This is a genomic window from Micromonospora sp. NPDC093244 (assembly GCF_040683695.1).
Classification (GTDB): domain Bacteria; phylum Actinomycetota; class Actinomycetes; order Mycobacteriales; family Micromonosporaceae; genus Micromonospora.
This window is the reverse complement of sequence record NZ_JBFBEO010000002.1, coordinates 1,346,552-1,363,437: the sequence shown is the minus strand read 5'-3', so window position 1 is coordinate 1,363,437 and position 16,886 is coordinate 1,346,552. Positions and strand designations below refer to the sequence as shown.

The following is a 16,886-nucleotide window of genomic DNA, read 5'->3' as shown; positions in this document are numbered from 1 at the left end:
ACGGGCCGATCGTCGCGGGGTCAGCTTCGCCGGTGACGGCCGACATCCGGACCGTCCGGCACGTCTTCGATACCGTGCCCACCGGTGAACAACCCGCCGGTCCGGCCACTGCTGGGGGCCGCGCGGCCGCCGGCGGTCCTCGACGAGGCCGCCAGGCGCGGTGCCGCACCAGCGGTTGCCGGGCGGCGGCGCAACCCGAGCACCGCGCCGATCTGGGCGCCGACGATGCTCGCCACGGCCAGTACGGCGGAGACCGCCAGCGGACGGTTCACCCGGTCGGTGGCTCCGGCCCGTGCCGCGCCGACTGTCATCGTCGGCGGTTGACCGGCCGACTCCGTACCGCCGGTTGGCGCGGGATCCACCGGCCGCGGTGCGGTCCGCTCGGGCGCCGGGCGGGGTGCCGGCGGCTTCGGCGCTGTGGGTCGGCTCACCACCCGACCCGTGGCGTGCGGCCGTTTGCCCTGGTCGGCGGCCTCCGCGGGCAACCGGAGCAGTTGGCCGGGACGGATCTTGTCCGGGTCGTCGAGCTTGTTCAGTTTGGCGAGTTGCCGGTAGTCGCCGAACTCGTCGAGGTACCGCTCGGCCACCTCGCCCAGGTAGTCGCCCCGCGCCACCCGGTACACGGACGCCGTCGTGTCGGGTGGCGCCGTCGCGCCTGTCGTCGCGGCCAGGGTGGTGACGGCCGGCGCGCCGGGCTGGGCGTACGCCGGGCCGGCGTGGACCGCTGCGGCGCTGGCGGCGGCCGGGCTGGCGGCGAGGATCAGCGCCACCGAGCCGACAAGTGCGGCGGCGGCCTTCTGCTGACGGCTCATCCCTGGCAGTTTCGGGGCGGGTCGGCGCAGGGTCTGCGCGCCCAACTCGACGAGCACCGAGAAGGCGAACGTGGCCCACCCGAACCAGCCGGCCAGGGCAAGTGCCCGCAGGAAGAGCTGACCGTCGTCCCGGCTGGTCAGCGCGGTGCCCACCTCGCTGATGGTGGGCAGATGGTCGGGCAGTGGATTGCCGGCGAAGGCGATGAGCGCGATCGGCGCGCCGGCCAGCAACGCGCAGAGTACGACAAGCGCGCCGACGCCGGTGAGGATGCGTCCGGTGCGCCGTACGACGGAACCACCAGGTGCGGGCATGGCTGCCTCTCCCTTCCTACGGTCCTGCGGTGACGGCCCGCGCGGTCGCTTCGCCGGTGACGGTGACCGTCTGGGGGAAGCCGAGCAGCCCGAGCATCGAGCGCTGGTAGGTGACCGTGACTGTCACCCGGATCAGGGTTTCTCCGCCGACCTGCGGGAAGCTCACGGTGTGGCCGGTGGTGCCGGCGGAGGTGAGGTACGTGGCGACCGCCGCGGTCGCCTCCGGCTGGTCGATCCGTTTCGGGCCGCCCTCGATCGCGGTGGCCCGGTCGATGGCCTGACCGCCGGCCCTTGCCGCCTCCGCGGCCAGGTTGTCGGCGCGTTGCAGGGTGCGCAGCTGCCCGGCGCCGTCGAAGGAGAGGCCCACGATTGCCAGTACGCCGAGCATCGCCACCGCCAGGAAGATGCTCACCCGGCCGTCGTCCCCGCTGGTTGGCCTGGTCACTTCCGGCTCCGGTACCGGTCCAACGGCGACGTGAAAGTCGCCGTGATCAGGTTCTCGGTCGGCATCCCGGGGAGGACGTCCAGCGACACGTCCTGGAAGGACACCAGGCAACTGATCCGCACGGTCACCGTGGCGTTCACACCGACCGGGCTGCTGAACGCGTCCTCGAAGCTGGTCGCGGTGCCGGCCACCGACCCGGCGAACGTGGGGTTGAGGGTGTTGGAGCAGGCCAGCCCGTGCCAGTCCAACTGCTTCTGGGCGGCCTCCACGGCGGCCGTCCGGGCGGTGTCGGCGTCCCGGGAGATCGAGGCGGCGCGCGCCGCGTCGTGTGCGGCGGTCTCGAGCGACTCCGCCGCCACCGCGCTGCGACCGGCCACCCCGGCCAGCACCATCAGCGCGATGAACGCGGGCGCGAGCACCGCCACCTCGATGGAGACCGAGCCCCGCTCGGCGGTACGGTTCACGGCTGGGTCACCCTTTCCGCGGTTCCGTGGGCGGTCTGTTGCACCGCGAAGTCCACACCCGGAATGACCGACAGGGACCGACCCGTGACCGTGCAGGTCACCTCGGTGTCCGCGTCGGTGATCACACAGGTCGGTCCGGGGGTGTCCCAGCCGACGAGCCAGCCGCCCGCGTTGCCGAGGAACTGGGTCGCGCGTGCCACCCCGGCGCCGTCCTCCGCCTGCTGCACCCGCTGGGCGTTGACGCCGCTCTGCGCGGCGTTCAGGGCTGTGGAGCGGGCCAGGAAGACGGCCGCGACCTGGATCGAGCCGAAGAGCAGCACCAGGATGACCGGCATCATCACGGCCAGCTCCACCGGGTTGGCCCCCCGCTCCCGGTCACCGGCCGCGAAGCGACGCCGGACGGCGATCACCGCCCGGCGCCACCTCGGGAACGCGGCGTGGCACATCCGGTGGCTGCTAGGGGGCCGTCGGGTTCGAGAAGGTCGGGATGTTCGTCATCCAGTTGTTGGCCCTGGCGAGGGCCAGGCCGGTGACGACAGTGGCGACGAAGACCAGACCGAAGATGATCACGGCGGTCGGCACCGGGCTGTCGCCGCGCTCGCCGTCACGGCTCAGCTCGGCCAGGCGCGTCGTCACCACGACGTGCAGATAGCTGAGGATGGACATGGCGTACTCCTTTGTGCGGACGGGGGTCAGATACGGGCGATGAACGGATAGACGACGAAGCCGAGCAGCACGAAGACGAGCAGCGCCCCAGGAATGTCCAGTCGACTGGTCACCCCCTCGGCGCGGGCCAGGTTGTCGGTGCGGATCTGGTCGCGCAGCGAGTCGGCCCGGCTGCGCAGGGTCTCGTGCACCTGCGCGCCCTCGCTGCCGGAGGAACGCATGATCGCGCCGACGTCGCCCAACTCCGGGATGCCGATCTTGTCGGCGAGGTCGCGCAGCTCGTCCCAGGGCGCGTGCATCTGCATCTGGGCGATCCGCAACGACTCCTGGAGCCTGTCGAACACCCAGCCGTCGCAGACCGCCGCCGCCCGCTCCAGCGACTGCACCGGCCCGTGCGCGGCGGACAGCTGCAACGCCACCAGATCCAGGTACGTGCACACGGCCTGGCGGAACTCGTCGCGGGCGGCATCCGCCTTGGCCAGCACCGACCGGTGGGCCAGCAGGCCGGCCATCAGCGCCAGGCCGAGACTGCCGAGCACCGGTACGGCGAGCGGAAACGAGACACCGAACGCCAGCAGCGCCACCCCGAGCAGAGTCGGCAGGGCAAGCCCGATCAGCGCCGACAACAGCACCGACAGCGCGTACTGCTCGGGGGTCTGCCCGATCAGCGCGAGCTGCCGGTGCGGCGGTCGCAACCAGCGGGACAGCCCGGTCATCCACTCCAGCCGGCGGGACGCGGGGGTCGGGATCCGCCCGATGCCCGGAGGCTGGTGCAGCCGACGCAGCGCCGGGCCGAGCGCCGGTGTCGCCGGCACCAACTCCCGGACCACCAGGAACAGGCCGAGCCCGATCGCCGACCCGCCGCACACCGCGATGGCCAACTGCCAGTTGACGATCACGCGATCACCTCGTCCGGGTCGGGTGCGGGCAGAAAGCGCGCCGGTCGCTGCGGCTGACTCATCGACCGCACCCAGGCCAGCAGGGCGATGAACGCGGCACCGAGGGCGGCCATCACCACCTGGCCGACAGGGGTCCCGTACGGCTTGATGTACTCGGTGTTGATCAGCCCGTACGCCAGGGTGGCAAGCGTCATGCCGGTGAGGAAGCGGACCGCGAACCGTGGCTGGGTCCGTTTGGCCTCGATCTCCCGACGGGTCGCGACCTCGGCCGCCGCCGCGCCGGCGATCGAGCCGAGCACGTCACCCAGCCGTTCACCCCTGTCGCTGAGGTGCAGGATCAGCGCCGCGACCACCTGGTCGCAGACCGGATCGCCGATCTCGTCGGCGAACGCGAGCAGCGCGGAACGCGCGGTCCAGCCGGCCTGGAGCCGGGCGGCGAGCAGCCGGACCTCGTCCTCGATGCGCGGTGGAACGCTGCCTATCGTCCCGATGATCGACTGTTGGAGGCCCTGCCCGGTGCTGGAGACGTCCTTGAGTCGGCGGGTCCACTCGCCGACCGCCTCGATCCGGGCGATCGCCCGCTGTTCGGCCTTGCCCACGCCGAACAGCCACGGCGTGCCGGGCACCGCCACGGCCACCAGCAGGCCCACCACCGGCAGCCCGGTCAGCAGGAAGGCGAACGCTCCGGCGATCACCGCGGCGACCAGGAGGGCCTGATAGCTGCGCTGCTCGGCGGGAGTGCTGCCGGGGCCGCGCCACAGCCGGCTCAGGCCCGGCCCGGCGCCCGGGGACCGGCCGGCGGGCCGGCGGGTGCCGATCAACGCCACAACGGCAAGCAGCAGCCCGGCCACACACGCGGCGCCGGACACCACCGCGACCAACTCCAGGCTGTTTCCCATCACGTCACCGCCGGGCCAGTCTTGTCTGCCGGGCGCGACGCCAGGCGCCCGTACCAGCCTCGATCCACCGGGTCAGCAGCCGGACGTCGTAACCCACCCGCAGCAACTGGTCGCGGACGCGCTCGGGCAGGTGCCGGGGGACAGCGCGACCGTCCGGGCCGGGGCCGAAGACGGTGGTGGTGGTGATCCGGCCAGCCTCGCCGGCCCCGATCACCTCCTCCACGTGCGACACGAACCGGTGCTTGCGTCCGCCGATCGCCGTCTCGTCCTCGACGGTGACGTAGACGATCAGGTCGAGGGCGTTGCCGGCCATCCGGCGGGCCTGGTCGACTGTCATCTCGCGGCCGTGCGCCAACGCCAGCTCCACGATCCGTTCACCCACACCGGCGGCCGTACGGGCGTGGATGGTGCACATCGAACCCCGGCTCGTGGTCATCGCCTGGAGCATCGGCACGATCTCCCGGGACCGCACCTCACCCACGATGATCCGCAGCACGCCCATCCGCAGCGACAGCGGAATCAGGTCGGCGATCGTCACCTCACCGGCCGGGCGGCCGTCGAAGCCGCGTTCGCCGTGCCCCTCGCGCGCCTCGAAGCTCATCACCGCCCGGTGCCGCTCGCGGCGGCGGGCGGGTAGCAGTTCCCGGCTCTCCTCCAGCAGCACGTACGGCTCGTCGGGCGGGATCTCGTTCATCAACGCCCGGATGATCGTGGTCTTACCGGCACCGGCCAGCCCGGCGACCATGATGTTCAGCCCGGCGCGCATCGCCGCGCGCAGGAAGTCACGCAGCAGCGGGTCGATCATCTCGTCCAGGTCACCCCGGGCGCCGGCCAGATCGTCGAGGCTCACGTCGAGCGTGTTGTGCTTGCGGATGACCGCGTACGGGCGGTGGCTCACCAGGAACACGGCGGCCAGCCGGCTGCCGTCGGGCAGTTGCAGGTCGAGGGTGGGCTTCACTGTCGACAGGGACCGCTCGGTGGCGCCGGCCCGGCGGGCCGCCGCCTGGAGGATCTCCACCAGTTCGGCGTCGCTGTCGGCGATCGGCTCGGCCCAGTCCACCCCGCCGCCGTGCCTGGTGATGCGCACCTGGTCGCAGCCGAGGATGTGCACCTCCTCGATCGTGTCGTCGACCAGCAGGGTCTGCAGCCGGCCGAGGCCGACCAGCTCGGCGGTCACCTGGTCGAGCAGCAGTCGTTCCTCGTCGGCGGCCATCGGGGTGCCGGCCCGGCGGACCGCGTCGGCGTACTCGGCGACGACAGTGACGGCCAGCCGCGCCCGCTCGGTGTCCTCCTCGTCGACTGTGAACTCCCGGCCGCGCTGCCAGAGGGTGAGCCGTTCGGTGAGTTCCCGGCGCAGCTCCCGGACGACCTGGAAGTCCATCCGGGGGCGCAACGGCTGCTCCGGCGGTCGCGGGCCGGCCGTGGGCGGCTGCGGTGGCGTCGACACGGACTGGTGCTGGTGGCGGCCGTTCGGTGCGGGCAGCGGCGGCGCGGTGGAGGTGGCGCCAGGCGGCTGCCGGCGCGGGTCGGCGGAGACCGGCTCAAACCGCATCCGGCACTCCCTGCTGCACGGGCCAGGCAAGCCGTGCCTGCCGGCGTTCGAGCAGGGCGCCGATCGGCACCTCCAACGCGGCCGCCGCGCGCAGCAGCGGCCGTCCGGACCGCACTGTCCCACCGAGGCGGAGCACCCCTGCGGTACGCGGGTCGTGCGGCAGCCGGGCGATGACAGGCAGTTTCAACGTACGGCTGATCTCCGCCCGGCCGTGCCCGTCACCGACCAGCAGCAGCCGCAGGGTGCCCGGCGGCACCCGGTGCTCGGCGAAGTCCCGTTCGAGCGCCGTGACGACGGCCCGCGTTCCGGAGAGGTCGGGCAGGTGGGCGCGGGTCACCAGCAGCACCACCGAGGCGGCGCGCAGCAGCGGCCACGGCGGGCCGGCGACGTGTAGCCGGCCGCAGTCGACGAGGACGTCGTAGCCGGGGGTGCCGCGGTCCAGGGCGTTGAAGTAGTCGGCGAAGCGCTGCCAGAGCGGTGTGACACTGCCGGCCTGCGTCGGGTCGACGAGCCCGGGCAGCAGCAGCCGTTCGCGGCGCGGCGCGTCCAGGTCGACGAGCTGTGACCAGAACGCGGTCTCCAGGTTGCCGTCGCGCAGCTCACCCACGGCCAGCTCACCGAGGCCGCGTGGCCCGTCCAACTGGCCACCCAGGTAGCCGGCGAGGATCGAGCCGCCGGACGGGTCGCACTCGGCGAGCACCAGCCGGCGGTGCCAGGTCAACGCGCAGGCGAGCGCCGAGGTGGTGACGCCCGGCGAACCCTTCGCGGACACAAGCGCGACGATGGCCATGCTCAGGCCGCCTCGGTCAGGACGACGGCGAGCCGCTTCTGTGCGGCGAGCGCCACCACAGCGGGCACGTCCCTGGTGGTGAGCGCCAGGTAGACGACCTGGTCGTCGTTGGCCTGGTTGACCACGTCGATCACGGTTGCCGAGAAGCGGGTGCCGGCGGCGGCCGACTCTCCGTTGGCGTTGCTGTCCGGGGTGCTGACCAGCAGGACCTTGTCCCCGGGGTGCAGTCTGCGGGCCGGCACCTGTGCGGTCTTCAGGCCCAGCGCGATCTGCTGCTGGCCGGGCCCGAGAAGCGGATCGTCGGTGATCTGCGCCAGCGTGAGCAGGGTGCCCGGCACCAGCGCCACGGCGGCCCGCCTGCCGACCACCTCGTCGAGCCGGTTGGCGGGTACCGGCCGCAGCCCCTGCCCGCCGGCGACCTGCACGGTGATCAGGTCGGCGGTGCCGATCTCGCGACCGACCTCCACCGGCCGGGCCACCGCCAGGTAGCTGCCAGTGGCGCGGACCGAGGTGACCGCGAACGCCGCACCCAACCCGCCCAGGGCGATCAGGAGTACGGCCAGACCCAACAGCCCGGGGCGTACCCGGCGCTGCCGGACCACCTTGGGTGGGGTGATCGGCGCGTCGACCGATCCGGTCCCGTTGCGCGTCGCGAGGCTCATCTGGTGACCACCTGGAGTTCGTTGATCTGGATCGGAACGGTGCCGCTGGTCCGGGTCACCTGAATCTCGTCGTTCGCGCTTCCGTCGTCGGTCCACCAGCGCACCGTCCAGTGCGTCGTGGCGCCGACGCGGTACGTGCCGGCCTTCTGGTAGCCCTTGTCGAAGCCGCAGTCCGGGGAGGGTCTGCCGGCGTAACTGCCCTTGGCGTCGTACGGGGTGCCGGGACCGGTGCAGGTGACCGTGTCCTTCTTGTTGCCCATGTCCCAGACGATCCGGTCGACCTTCGCCTCGATGGAGACGGCCAGGCCACGGTCGGACGCGGACGCGCGCAACGGGCCGAAGTAGCTGGGGCTCGGGGTCGCCCACATCCACACCGGCAGCCCGACCAGGCCGGGGCCGACGTCCTTGCGGGGCGCGACGCGCAGTCGGGCCGGTAGCAGCTTGATCGACGCCAGCGCGCGACGGGCCAGTTCCTCCGGGTCGGGCGGCGCGCCGTACCCGGCCGGTGGCGCGTCCCGCAGTTCCTCGCGTTGGCTGCCCTGGTCACCGCCGTTGCAGGTGAGCAGGTACCACTGCTTGCCCTCGGGAGTGTTGGCCGGCTGCGGCTCCTCGAGCTTGTAGTAGCAGCCGTCGCCGTTGTTGAACCAGCCAAGCACAGGGTGGTAGCAGGGGATCGTCTTTCCGTCCCACTGGCAGACCCCGCCGCCTCCACCACCGCCGTCGTTCCCGCCGCCGCCACCGTTGTCCCCACCGCCGCCGGGAGTGCCGGGTTCGTCGTCCCAGACGCTGCAGTCGGGCTGGTCGGGCGGGCAGCTGGCCCCCGGGTCGGCGCGTCGGGCGGCGGTGGCCGGCAGGGTGCCGCCGATCACCAGCAGCAGCGCGAGCCCGATCCCGGCGAGGGCCCGGCCGGGCGTACCCCCTCCTGCTCGGGTCAGCACGGCTGGTCCCGGTGGGTCGAGCCGGTGTTGATGAGCCAGCGGCCGTCCGGATAGCGGGTGGCGGTGGCCGTGGAGAGGTGTTTGCCGCCGCCGCTGCCCGGGACCACCCGTCTGTCCTTGGCGTAGACCAGCCGGTACGCGCTCGTGTCCAGGCAGTCCTGGATGTCCACTGTGGCCGGGGTCGCGTCCAGGCTGACCGCCGTCACGGTCGGGTCGGACTTCACAGTCCCGGTACGCATAGCGCCGTGCTCCTTGGCCTCGTGAATGGACAACCGGACCCGGGTGAGAAGTGGATCAGCGAGGAAACGGGACAGTTCCGGCGCGCGCGGATCACTGCGTACGCTCGCCGTACGGGAAGCCGCGAGATAACCGGAGTACGCGGCCAGCGCGGCCTTTTCTGCGGCCTGCCGTTCGACATCGGGATCGGTCCGTTGCCCTTCCTGGGGGGCCGCCATCGGCTTTTCGGCGACTTCCCGTCCGCTGGCGCAGGCCGTGACAGGTACCGCCGCCACGACCGCCAGCAGGCAGATTGCCGCTCGTCTGAGCTGCCGTCCGCGCACCGTCGAGCCTCCTCGTGGTCGCCCGACGCGGTGACCGATCACCGGCGCAGGGCATGCGGAAGCGCGCCCGGATCAGCACATCCGGAGCTGGGCATTGCGCTTCTGCATTCACCGTTACGGATCTTCTACAAATGCAAGGTCCTGTGTCGTCCAGTTGTTGTAGTGAGGCTTGCGTCACACTCAAGGGGCGAGCATAAGCTGACGACCGCCGATACAACAGAGGTAATTCAAGCGAACACGTTCCGTGATGTCAGGTGGTGGTGGCGGGTGTCCGTGCTGCATCCCGATCAATGGCCGAATGGGCGGCCGTCGCCGATCGGGCGTCGCCGCGTCGGGTGGAGTCCCGCCGGCCCTTCCGCCGGTAGCGGGAGTGGGACATCGCGGCGTCATCCCGGCATCGCGCGGGCACTCTCGGCCGGACGGCCAGTCCGGCGGGTCGTCCGGACCGCCGGCTCGGGCACCGAAGGCGGCGGCCTCCGGCGGCCCGGCGCGCAGGTCGCTTTCTGCGCCATCCGCTACACCGAAGCGATGGTTCAGTCACGATCCGTGTTCACGTTGGCGGGGAGCTTCGAGCGAGCGGGGCGGCCGACGTGGCACTGACCGGCCCTCCGACGTCCGTTCCCGGGCAGCCGGACCCGACCGGTCGGCGCGAGAGTCGCCCACGACCGGTGCGGCGCGGCCCGGGTCACGACCAACTCGCGGCCGTGCTCGCGATCGTGACGGTGAGCCCGTTGCTGCGGCTGGCCGCCCTGCGGTACGCCGTACCGCCGGGCACCGCCGACCGGGCCGGCTGCGACGCCTGCGGCGCGGCGATCGGCCTGACCCGGCCGTGGCCGGCGCTCGGCCCGGCCGGCCGGTGCGGCCGCTGCCGGGCGAGGGTCGGCCCGCCACCGGGCACCGTCGAGCTGACCGCGCTCGGTGCTGTCGTGCTGCTGGTGCTGGTGGGGCCGCCGATCGGACCGCTCTCGGCGCTTGCCTGGTGGCTCGGCTGGACCATCCCGGCGGTCATCGTCGACCTGGCCGTCCACCGTCTGCCGGACCGGCTCACGCTGCCGGCGGCCACCGGGACCTGGCTGCTGCTCGGCCTGGCCGCACTCGGCGACGCCGCCCCCGGTCCGTGGCTGCGTGCCGTCACCGCCGGTACGGTGCTGGCGCTGCTCTTCGCCACCAGCACGCTGCTGCTCGGCCGCCGCGGCTTCGGGCTGGGCGACGCCAAGCTGGCCCTCAGCGTGGGAGCGTTGCTCGGCTGGTACGGCTGGCCGGTGCTGCTGCTCGGGATCCTGCTCGCGTTCGCCCTGTCCGCGCTGGTAAGCGTCGGACTGCTGGCGGCCCGACGGGCCCGCTGGAGCAGCCATCTCCCGTTCGGCCCGTTCCTGCTGCTGGGCACGACGGCAACCCTGCTCCTGGCGACCTGACCCCGGCCTCCGGCGGTCAGGGGCGGGAGCGGCTCGCCAGCTTGGGGCTCGGGCGGGTGGCGCGGTCGGCGCGGCGGCGGAGCGCCTCGGCCGTCGCTCGGGCCAGCAGCGGGGTCAGCACTGCGGCGACCAGGGCGCCGAGCAGCACACCCGCGGCGACGTCGTGGGGGTAGTGCACGCCCACGAAGACCCGGGAGAACGCGGCCAGCGCGGCCAGCGGCAGCGCGAACAGGCCGAGCTGGCGGGAGAGCAGCAGCGTGGTGACCGCCAGGGCGCCGGCGATGGTGGCGTGGTTGCTGGGGAAAGACCAGTCTCCCGGTGGTGGACAGGCACCAGCGATGATCGCCCGGCCGAGGTTCCGGCACGGCCGGTCCTCGTCCACCACGGTCTTGAGCCATTCGCTGCCCGCGTACGCCAGGAGGGTCGGCAGCGGCGAGACCAGGGCGAGTGCGCGGTCGCGGGGGCCGCCGGACAGGCGGCTCAGCGCGGCCACGACCAGTAGCGCGCCGAGGAGCAGGATCACCCCTTCGGTGGCGTGCCCCACGAACCACCGCAACGGGTCGGGGCTGCCGGCGGCGGCGTCGACGACGTCGCGGTACCACTCGGCGCTGATCTCGGGCACGTCCGTGCTGCCGTTGTCGACCATGCATCACCTCACTCAATGTTCATACCCCGTTCACCCGGGGGACATCGTAGGAACGCGGCACAGGGCACCGCTGCGGACGAAGGTCAGGTCGGCCCCACGACCTTCGTCCAGCAACCACTCAGGCGTTTCTGCTTGGCTGGTCGGGGACGTCGGCATCACCAGGAGGCTTTGTGCACACCAGTTCGACCACAGGTCAACCATCTCTCGCCGCCGACATGGTGGGAGACGAGACCTGGCGGATCCGGCGTACGGTGGCGGACCTCGACCGGCTCGGCGAGACCGAGTCGATCTTCGCGCTGGGCAACGGGTGGGTCGGCTGGCGTGGTGTCCTCGACGAGGGCACGCCGTGTGGGATGCCGGGCAGCTACGTCAACGGCTTCCACGAGCGGCGTGAGCTGAGCTACCCCGAGGAGGGGTACGCGTTTCCCCAGGCCAGCGACACCGTCATCAGCGCGCCGAATGCCGCGCTGATCCGGCTGTGGGTCGACGACGAGCCGCTGGACCTGCGGACCGGGACGGTGCGCGTCCACGACCGGGTGCTCGACCTGCGGGCGGGTGTGCTGCGCCGGGAAACCGAGTGGGTCTCGCCGGCCGGGCGGCGGGTACTCGTGCGCAGCACCCGGCTGGTGTCCCTGCCCCGCCGTCCGGTGGCAGCCGTCCGGTACGAGGTCGAGCCGCTGGACGCGCCCGTCGAGCTGCGGGTCTGCTCGGACCTGCTGGCCAACGAGAGGGTGCCGGAGAGTTCCGACGACCCGCGTGCCGCCTCGACGCTCACCGATCCGCTGACCGGTGAGGCGTACCGCGCGGACGGGCTCGACGGGGTGCTCGTGCACCGTACCGAGCGCAGCGGTCAGCGGGTCGCGGTGGCGGTCAGCCACCTGCTGGACGCGCCGGACACGGTGACCGTCAGCGGCGACGGCACCCCGGACCGCGTACGGGTGACGGTGGCGGGCCGGCTGCACCCGGGGGAGCGGCTGCGGTTGACGAAGTTCGCCGCGTACGAGTGCACGCCAGTCGACGGGACGCCCGTCGACGAGCTGGCCGACCTGGTCATCGCCGAGGCCGACGCGGCCCGCGCGGACGGCTTCGACGCTCTGCTCGCCGACCAGCGTGCCGCCCTGGACGCCGCCTGGCAGGTCGCCGACGTGCAGCTCGACGGCGATCCGGAACTCCAGCAGGCGGTCCGGTTCGCGATGTTCCACCTGATCCAGGCGGGCCGCCCGGACGGGGACCGGACCATCTCGGCCAAGGGGTTGACAGGCAACGGCTACGACGGGCACGTGCTCTGGGACACCGAGACGTACGTCCTGCCGGTGCTCACCTATCTGGCCCCCGCGGTGGCCCGCTCGGCGTTGAGCTGGCGGCACGCCCACCTGCCGCAGGCCCGGGAGCGGGCCGCCGAGCTGCGGCTGACCGGGGCGACGTTCCCGTGGCGGACCATCGGCGGCCGGGAGTGCTCGGGCTACTGGCCGGCGGGCACCGCGGCGCTGCACGTCAACGCCGACATCGCCGACGCGGTGCTGCGCTATCTGGCGGCCACCGACGACGAGCGGTTCCTCGCCGAGGCGGGGCTGGAACTGCTCGTGGAGACCGCCCGGTTGTGGCACGGCTTCGGCCACTGGTCCGACTCGGGCGCCTTTCACCTGCACGGGGTGACCGGCCCGGACGAGTACGCCGCCCTGGTGGACGACAACCTGTTCACCAACCTGATGGCGCGGCGGAATCTGCGTGGCGCGGCGGACGCCGCCGAACGCCTACCCGAGCTGGCCGGCCGGCTCGGCGTGGGCCCCGACGAGGTGGCCGGCTGGCGGGCCGCCGCCGACGCGATGTTCATCCCGTACGACAGCGAGCGCCGGGTGCACCAGCAGGCCGCCGGGTTCACCGAGCAGCCGGAGTGGGACTTCGCGGCCACCGACGAGGACGACTACCCGCTCCTGCTGCATTACCCGTACCTGGAGCTGTACCGCAAACAGGTGGTCAAGCAGGCCGACCTGGTGCTCGCCATGCAGCTCAACCCGGGTGAGTTCACTGCCGACGAGAAGGCCCGCAACCTGGCCTACTACGAGGCCCGGACCGTCCGCGACTCGTCCCTGTCGGCCGCGCCGCAGGCGGTGCTCGCCGCCGAGGTCGGGCACCTCGATCTCGCGTACGACCTGTTCGCCGAGTCGGTTCTCCAGGATCTGGAGGACCTGGGTGACAAGACCGCCGACGGCCTGCACCTGGCGTCGCTGGCCGGTGCCTGGCTGGCGCTGGTGCAGGGCTTCGGTGGGATGCGCGACGACCGTGGGGTGCTCTCCTTCGACCCCCGGCTGCCCGGGCGGCTCGACCGGCTGGCGTTCAACCTGCGCTGGCGCGGCGACCGGCTGCGGGTCACGCTGACTCCGACCGAGGCCCGCTACGAGCTGCCCGACGCCACCGGAGACGTCGAGGTCGAGCTGTGGCACCACGGCGAGTCGGTGGTGGTGACAGGCGCCGCGCCGGTCACCCGCCCGATGCCGCAGGTGCCGGACCCCGGCCCCGAGCCGCCCTCCCCGCCCGGTCGGCGCCCCACCCGCCGTTCGTCCGACTGAGGTCACCCGGCGCCCGCTCAGGCGGGCGCCGGGCCACCCGCCATCCGCTCGCGGACGGCCTCCAGCGCCTCGAAGGCGTACGCCCAGTTGTGGCACTTGAAGCTGCGCAGCCCGTCGATGGCGATGTGACAGTCGGAGCAGCGCACCCCGGCGATGGCATCGGGGACCTCGGTGTTGACGTACTTGCGTTCGCCCAGGATGACCGTCGCGATCATGGCTTTGTCGTGCAGGCCGGAGAGCGCCGACGAGACGATGTCGTACCAGGTGATCCGCCTGCCGCACCTGGGGCAGTCCGGGTCGTCGCCGCTGACCCAGAGCGGGGCGCCGATGCTGCGCGGCGGCATGCCGAGCAGCTTCTCCAACCGCCGGACGTCCGACTCGGGGGTGGTCCACCGGTGCCGGCCGGGCAGCGAACCGGGCGAGTCGTACACGGCACGGAACAGGTCGTTGTCGACATGCACGGTTTCCCGTTGAGCTGTCATCGGCGTCCCTCCTCGTTGAGTGGGTGCCCCCACCGTGGTCTGCGATGACCATGGGTGCAGCCGGATCAACGACACGAGGGGGCGGCGGGTCGTCGCCCCGGGTGCTAGACATCGAGATCCGACCGTGCCGTCGAAGGGACCCCTCGTGACCGACCAGCCGGCAGCCGACGCCACCGCCCGACCCAACGTCGCCCGGATGTACGACTACTTCCTCGGCGGCAGCCACAACTTCGCCGCCGACCGGGCCGCCGCCGAACGGGTGCTGGAGATCTTCCCGGAGACCGGGGTGGCCGCCCAGACCAACAGGCACTTCCTGCGTCGGGCCGTCCGGTACGCCGCAGCGCAGGGCGTACGCCAGTTCCTGGACATCGGCGCCGGCCTGCCCACCCAGGGCACCGTGCACGAGGTGGTGCGTACGGTGGCGCCGGGCGCGCGGGTCGTCTACGTCGACTACGACGAGGTGGCCGTCACGTACGCCCGGGAGTTGTTGACGGACGTGCCAGGCACGGCAGTCGTCCAGGGTGACCTGCGGCGGCCCGACGACCTGCTCGCGCACCCGGACGTGCGGGGCACGCTCGACCTGGACCGGCCGGTGGCGGTGCTGCTCCTCGCGGTGCTGCACTTCGTGTCGGACGCCGACGACCCGTGGGCGGCTGTCGCCCGGCTGCGCGACTCCACGGCGCCGGGCAGTCATCTGGTGCTGTCGCACCTGACGTTGGACGGCATCCCGGCGGAGTTGGCCGAGCGCGGGCAGGCCATCTACCGCAACAGCAGCGCGCCGTTGGTGCCGCGCACGCACGCCGAGACGCTGCGCTTCTTCACCGGGTACGACCTGGTCGAACCGGGTCTCGTGGAGACCACCAGGTGGCGGCCGGACGGGGAACCGGAACTGATCGACTCGCACGGCTACGCGGGGGTCGGCGTCCGCCGCTGATCCTCTTTCGCCTCGGGAGGCCTCCTCCGGGTGGTACGACGGACGCAGGGCGTGCGTGCCACCGGGAGGAGCGCCGATGGCGAGCAAGCCCGAGCGGCTGCTGCGGGGAAGCGGTGCGCCGCTCAGCGCCTCGTTCCTGGAGCTCTTCTTCGACCTGGCGTTCGTCCTGGCCCTCAGCCAGCTCGCCGAGCATCTGCTGCACGACCTCACGCCGGGTGGCGCGCTGCGGACCGCCCTGCTGCTGACCGGGGTCTGGTGGATCTGGGTGACGACCACCTGGTTCGCCGACTGGTACGACCCGGAGAGCCCGGCGGTCCGCGGGCTCCTGATCGCCGCCGCGCTTGCCAGTCTGCTGGCCGGGGTGGCGATCCCGCAGGCGCTGGGGGACCGGGGCCTGCTGTTCGCCGGCGCGTACGTGGTGCTGCACGTCGGCCGCAGCATGGTCACAGTCGTCGCGCTGCGCGGGCATCCACGGCAGCGCCGGGCGCTGCGGATCATGACCTGGTACAGCCTGTCCGGGGTGCCGTGGCTGGCCGGGGCGTTCCTGCCGGACTGGCGGGTGCCGCTGTGGGTGCTCGCGCTCGCGATCGATGTGATCGGCCCGCGACTCGGCTGGCCGACGCCCCGCCTGGGTCGCGCCGCGTCGGAGGAACTGCACCTCGCCGGCGAGCACTTCGCGGAGCGGTACCAGCAGATCATGATCATCGCGCTCGGTGAGCTCGTCCTGGTCGCCGGCCTCTCGTACGCCGACACGCGTCTGGATCTGCCGGAGACCGCCGCGTTCCTGCTGGTCTTCGCCACCGCCGTGCTCATCGGGCTGCTCTACGTGACGCCCGCCGGCCTGCGCCTGGCCCCGGCCATCGAGCACGCCGACCCGGCCCGGCTGGGCGTCATCACCGGATACCTGCACCTGGTGATGGTCGCCGGCCTGGTGGTCACCGCGGTCGGGGCGGAACTGAGCATCGCCCACCCCACCCAGGCCGGCGACACGGCGGCTGTCCTGGCCATCCTGGGCGGGCCGACGCTGTTCCTCGTCGGACGGATCCTGTTCTCGGTGGCGATCCACAGGCGGATCTCGTGGCCCCGGGTGGCCGCCCTGTTCGTGCTGTCCGGCGCGGCGGTCGCCCTGCGGCCGCCGCTGCTGGCGGTCAGCGCGATCGCCACAGGTGTGGCGCTCGTGGTGGTCGTCCTGGACCGGGCCGGCGTCATGCGCTACCGCCAGCAACGACCGGGATGAAGGGTGAAATCGCTGTTCGGGTTGCGTTTCGCCCGGAGTGCTACCTTGGCTGGTTCACCCAGCGCTACGCCCACCACTGGTTCGAGAAGCACCTCGCACCGTGAGGCGTGCCGCCGACGGTCAGCCGGCCCGGGTGGCGTTGACCTGGAGGATCCAGGTGACACCGAAGCGGTCGGTGAGCATCCCGAAGCCTGTGGAGAACTGCGACGGCGCGTACGCCTCGATGATCTCGGCGCCGTCCGCGAGCCCGTCCCACAGCGCCTCGATCTCCTCGGTGGTGTCGCCGCCGACCGCGACGAAGAACCGCTCGCCGGTGACCGTCATGCCGTCGACGCGGGTGGTGGCGGTCGGCGCGATCGGGGCTGGCGACTGACTGGGTGCGTCGTACGCCATGATGCGGAAGCCGTTCTCGGCGGTGACCTGGCCGAAGACGACCTTGTCGGCGTCGGGCAGTTCCTTCGGCATTCCGAAGTCTCCGTACGCGACGACCGTCAGGTCGCCGCCGAACACCGACTGGTAGAACTCGAGCGCCCGCCGTGCGTCGCCGCGGAAGTTCAGGTGGGTCGTGGTGGTGATCGCCATGTCAGGTCTCCGTCATTCGAG

The 16,886-nt window shown here is 72.4% G+C and carries 19 protein-coding genes; 4 read left to right on the top strand and 15 right to left on the bottom strand.

What is annotated here, in order from left to right:
- Nucleotides 1-20: 20 nt before the first annotated feature.
- Genes AB0N27_RS16595 through AB0N27_RS16540 form a run of 12 tightly spaced genes read right to left on the bottom strand, consistent with a single transcriptional unit; the run spans nt 21 to nt 8,894 of the window.
- A complete protein-coding gene (locus AB0N27_RS16595; RefSeq protein ID WP_364369580.1) occupies nt 21-1,124 on the bottom strand; it encodes a LysM domain-containing protein in 1,104 nt (367 codons plus the stop codon).
- A 16-nt stretch (nt 1,125-1,140) separates the two neighbouring features.
- Entirely contained in the window at nt 1,141-1,512 is a 372-nt protein-coding gene (locus AB0N27_RS16590) for a hypothetical protein (RefSeq protein ID WP_364370790.1), read from the bottom strand.
- 53 nt (nt 1,513-1,565) lie between these two features.
- Nucleotides 1,566-2,033 carry a TadE/TadG family type IV pilus assembly protein gene (locus AB0N27_RS16585; RefSeq protein ID WP_364369577.1) on the bottom strand — a complete coding sequence of 156 codons (468 nt, stop codon included), beginning with the start codon at nt 2,031-2,033 and terminating at the stop codon, nt 1,566-1,568.
- Nucleotides 2,030-2,479, bottom strand: coding sequence for a TadE family protein (locus AB0N27_RS16580; protein WP_364369575.1), 450 nt, complete (start codon nt 2,477-2,479; stop codon nt 2,030-2,032). The genes AB0N27_RS16585 and AB0N27_RS16580 overlap by 4 nt, the downstream gene beginning before the upstream one ends.
- A 10-nt stretch (nt 2,480-2,489) precedes the next feature.
- Entirely contained in the window at nt 2,490-2,699 is a 210-nt protein-coding gene (locus AB0N27_RS16575; protein WP_364369572.1) for a hypothetical protein, read from the bottom strand.
- Between the two features lie 26 nt (nt 2,700-2,725).
- Nucleotides 2,726-3,595, bottom strand: a complete 870-nt coding sequence (locus AB0N27_RS16570; protein WP_364370787.1) for a type II secretion system F family protein — start codon at nt 3,593-3,595, stop codon at nt 2,726-2,728.
- Nucleotides 3,595-4,497, bottom strand: coding sequence for a type II secretion system F family protein (locus AB0N27_RS16565; RefSeq protein ID WP_364369569.1), 903 nt, complete (start codon nt 4,495-4,497; stop codon nt 3,595-3,597). Before AB0N27_RS16565 ends, AB0N27_RS16570 begins: the two co-directional genes overlap by 1 nt.
- 4 nt (nt 4,498-4,501) lie before the next feature.
- On the bottom strand, nt 4,502-6,049 hold the full coding sequence (locus tag AB0N27_RS16560) for an ATPase, T2SS/T4P/T4SS family (RefSeq protein ID WP_364369566.1): 1,548 nt from the start codon (nt 6,047-6,049) through the stop codon (nt 4,502-4,504).
- Nucleotides 6,039-6,839 (bottom strand): ParA family protein, encoded by an 801-nt coding sequence (locus AB0N27_RS16555; RefSeq protein WP_364369563.1) that lies wholly within the window; start codon nt 6,837-6,839, stop codon nt 6,039-6,041. Before AB0N27_RS16555 ends, AB0N27_RS16560 begins: the two co-directional genes overlap by 11 nt.
- A 2-nt stretch (nt 6,840-6,841) precedes the next feature.
- A complete protein-coding gene (locus AB0N27_RS16550; RefSeq protein ID WP_364369560.1) occupies nt 6,842-7,501 on the bottom strand; it encodes an SAF domain-containing protein in 660 nt (219 codons plus the stop codon).
- Nucleotides 7,498-8,373: a hypothetical protein gene (locus AB0N27_RS16545; RefSeq protein WP_364370784.1), complete on the bottom strand. Its 876-nt coding sequence runs from the start codon at nt 8,371-8,373 to the stop codon at nt 7,498-7,500. The genes AB0N27_RS16550 and AB0N27_RS16545 overlap by 4 nt, the downstream gene beginning before the upstream one ends.
- A gap of 59 nt (nt 8,374-8,432) precedes the next feature.
- Nucleotides 8,433-8,894: a hypothetical protein gene (locus tag AB0N27_RS16540; protein WP_364370781.1), complete on the bottom strand. Its 462-nt coding sequence runs from the start codon at nt 8,892-8,894 to the stop codon at nt 8,433-8,435.
- A 773-nt stretch (nt 8,895-9,667) separates the two neighbouring features.
- Here AB0N27_RS16540 and AB0N27_RS16535 point away from each other — a divergent pair.
- Complete coding sequence (locus AB0N27_RS16535) at nt 9,668-10,414, top strand: A24 family peptidase (protein ID WP_364369557.1); 747 nt, start codon at nt 9,668-9,670, stop codon at nt 10,412-10,414.
- A gap of 16 nt (nt 10,415-10,430) precedes the next feature.
- On the opposite strand, the gene AB0N27_RS16530 is transcribed toward AB0N27_RS16535, so the two are convergent.
- Nucleotides 10,431-11,060, bottom strand: coding sequence for a phosphatase PAP2 family protein (locus AB0N27_RS16530; protein WP_364369554.1), 630 nt, complete (start codon nt 11,058-11,060; stop codon nt 10,431-10,433).
- 215 nt (nt 11,061-11,275) lie between these two features.
- On the opposite strand from AB0N27_RS16530, the gene AB0N27_RS16525 reads away from it, so the two are divergent.
- Nucleotides 11,276-13,630: a glycosyl hydrolase family 65 protein gene (locus AB0N27_RS16525; RefSeq protein WP_364370778.1), complete on the top strand. Its 2,355-nt coding sequence runs from the start codon at nt 11,276-11,278 to the stop codon at nt 13,628-13,630.
- A 17-nt stretch (nt 13,631-13,647) separates the two neighbouring features.
- Here the strand turns inward: AB0N27_RS16525 and AB0N27_RS16520 are convergent, their stop codons facing one another.
- Nucleotides 13,648-14,112, bottom strand: coding sequence for a hypothetical protein (locus AB0N27_RS16520; RefSeq protein WP_364369551.1), 465 nt, complete (start codon nt 14,110-14,112; stop codon nt 13,648-13,650).
- 145 nt (nt 14,113-14,257) lie between these two features.
- Between AB0N27_RS16520 and AB0N27_RS16515 the strand changes: the two genes are divergently transcribed.
- Both AB0N27_RS16515 and AB0N27_RS16510 read left to right on the top strand, forming a co-directional pair.
- Nucleotides 14,258-15,046 (top strand): SAM-dependent methyltransferase, encoded by a 789-nt coding sequence (locus AB0N27_RS16515; RefSeq protein ID WP_364369548.1) that lies wholly within the window; start codon nt 14,258-14,260, stop codon nt 15,044-15,046.
- Nucleotides 15,047-15,122: 76 nt separating this feature from the next.
- Entirely contained in the window at nt 15,123-16,283 is a 1,161-nt protein-coding gene (locus AB0N27_RS16510) for a low temperature requirement protein A (protein WP_364369545.1), read from the top strand.
- A gap of 120 nt (nt 16,284-16,403) precedes the next feature.
- Here AB0N27_RS16510 and AB0N27_RS16505 read toward each other — a convergent pair whose 3' ends face one another.
- Nucleotides 16,404-16,865: a VOC family protein gene (locus AB0N27_RS16505; protein ID WP_364369543.1), complete on the bottom strand. Its 462-nt coding sequence runs from the start codon at nt 16,863-16,865 to the stop codon at nt 16,404-16,406.
- Nucleotides 16,866-16,886 lie beyond the last annotated feature (21 nt).